Source organism: uncultured Campylobacter sp. (assembly GCF_938018035.1).
Taxonomy (GTDB): Bacteria; Campylobacterota; Campylobacteria; order Campylobacterales; family Campylobacteraceae; genus Campylobacter_B.
This window is the reverse complement of the sequence record NZ_CALIJF010000003.1, coordinates 1-1,360: the sequence shown is the minus strand read 5'-3', so window position 1 is coordinate 1,360 and position 1,360 is coordinate 1. Positions and strand designations below refer to the sequence as shown.

At 47.4% G+C, this 1,360-nt stretch carries 1 protein-coding gene; it reads right to left on the bottom strand.

Annotated elements, in window-relative coordinates; translation table 11 throughout:
- Nucleotides 1–920: 920 nt before the first annotated feature.
- A partial coding sequence (locus Q0257_RS00030; RefSeq protein ID WP_298019969.1) for a Fe-Mn family superoxide dismutase occupies nt 921–1,360 on the bottom strand: 440 nt, incomplete at its 5' end.

Here is a 1,360-nt window from a genome sequence, read left to right as displayed (position 1 = left end):
CAGCACAGCTCGTCGCGCGATTTGAGCTAATGCGGCTTAAAATTCCACGCTGTATTTTGGCGCGCATAGCGCGCAGGTATCGCCCGACGCGGCATTCGATGCGGCTTGTCTTTTCCGCGTAACGAGCCAGCTTTGGCGGATAAATTTTTAAAATTTAAAACGGAATTTCAAGCCGAAACGGCGCTAAAAATTTTAACTGCCAAAAAGTAAAATTTAACGATCGATTTCCATTAAATTTATCCCACGGTTCGCAAGCCGTGTTATTCGGGTGTAAATTTCAAACCCGCCGCACCCCGCCTTTGGCGCAGTAAATTTTAGCTGGCTGATATAAAATTTGCCGACCGCTTTACTAAACAAAATTTTACGAATAGGGCATGGGTGAACAAGGCAGGGAGGCAGAGAGTGTCTCTCTATATAATTACGGAAGCAAAGAATGCGCTGCTTATTTCGGTATGAAAATTTCATGGGCTTATTTGCAACTTTAAAATTTTGCAAGATACTCGCTCGTAGCGTTAAATTTCAATACGCGGGCAGTGGAAATTTTAAGAAAGCAGAGCTAGATAAAGCGAAATTTCACATAAGGTCTGTGTAACGCGGTATTTGCGCACAAGATATAAGCGCTGAAAAGGAGAAGCATTCGGAATTTGGCGCGTAACGAGCGGTGAACTATAGTCAAACAAACTTTAAATTAAAAATCTTAAATTTCAATCCGCAGACGCCAAATGGGTTCAAGATCAAAATTTACGTAAATTTAACGCGCGGCAAGCTGGGAGCGCTCGCAGAGCACCGCAGGCTGTATGGTGCAGTATTCGTGCGGTAAAAGAAGCGTTGAGAGACGGAACTATTTGAAATTTAGCGCGTGGGGAGATAGTGAGCCTAGAATTTCACGGCGCTAAAGGCTGCGCGGCAAAAGCCTAAATCTACCCGCAGTATCCGCAATCGCAGCGCGAGGAGGCGACGGGGTGAAGCTCGCTGATGTATAGCTTTACGGAGTCAAGTCCTTGCTTTTTCGCCTGGAAGTAGGCGTCGCTTGCAAAGCCGAAATCCGCAAAACGCAAGAAATTCTCCACGTAGGATTTGCGCGCATTTTGATGATCGGCGTAGTATGCGTGCTCCCAAAGATCGCAGGCAAGCAGTGGAATTTTACCATGCACGATCGGTGTGTCCGCATTTTGCGTTGTGATGATTTCTAAATTCGCGCCACGCTCGTCGCACGCAAGCCAGCACCAGCCGCTGCCAAAAAGCCCCATCGCGCGCTTTAAAAACTCGCTTTTAAAATTTTCCATCCCGCCGAAAGCCTGTGCTAAAGCGTCCGCGAGCTCGCCGCTAGGCTCGCTGGGCTGCGCGATACAATCGAAGT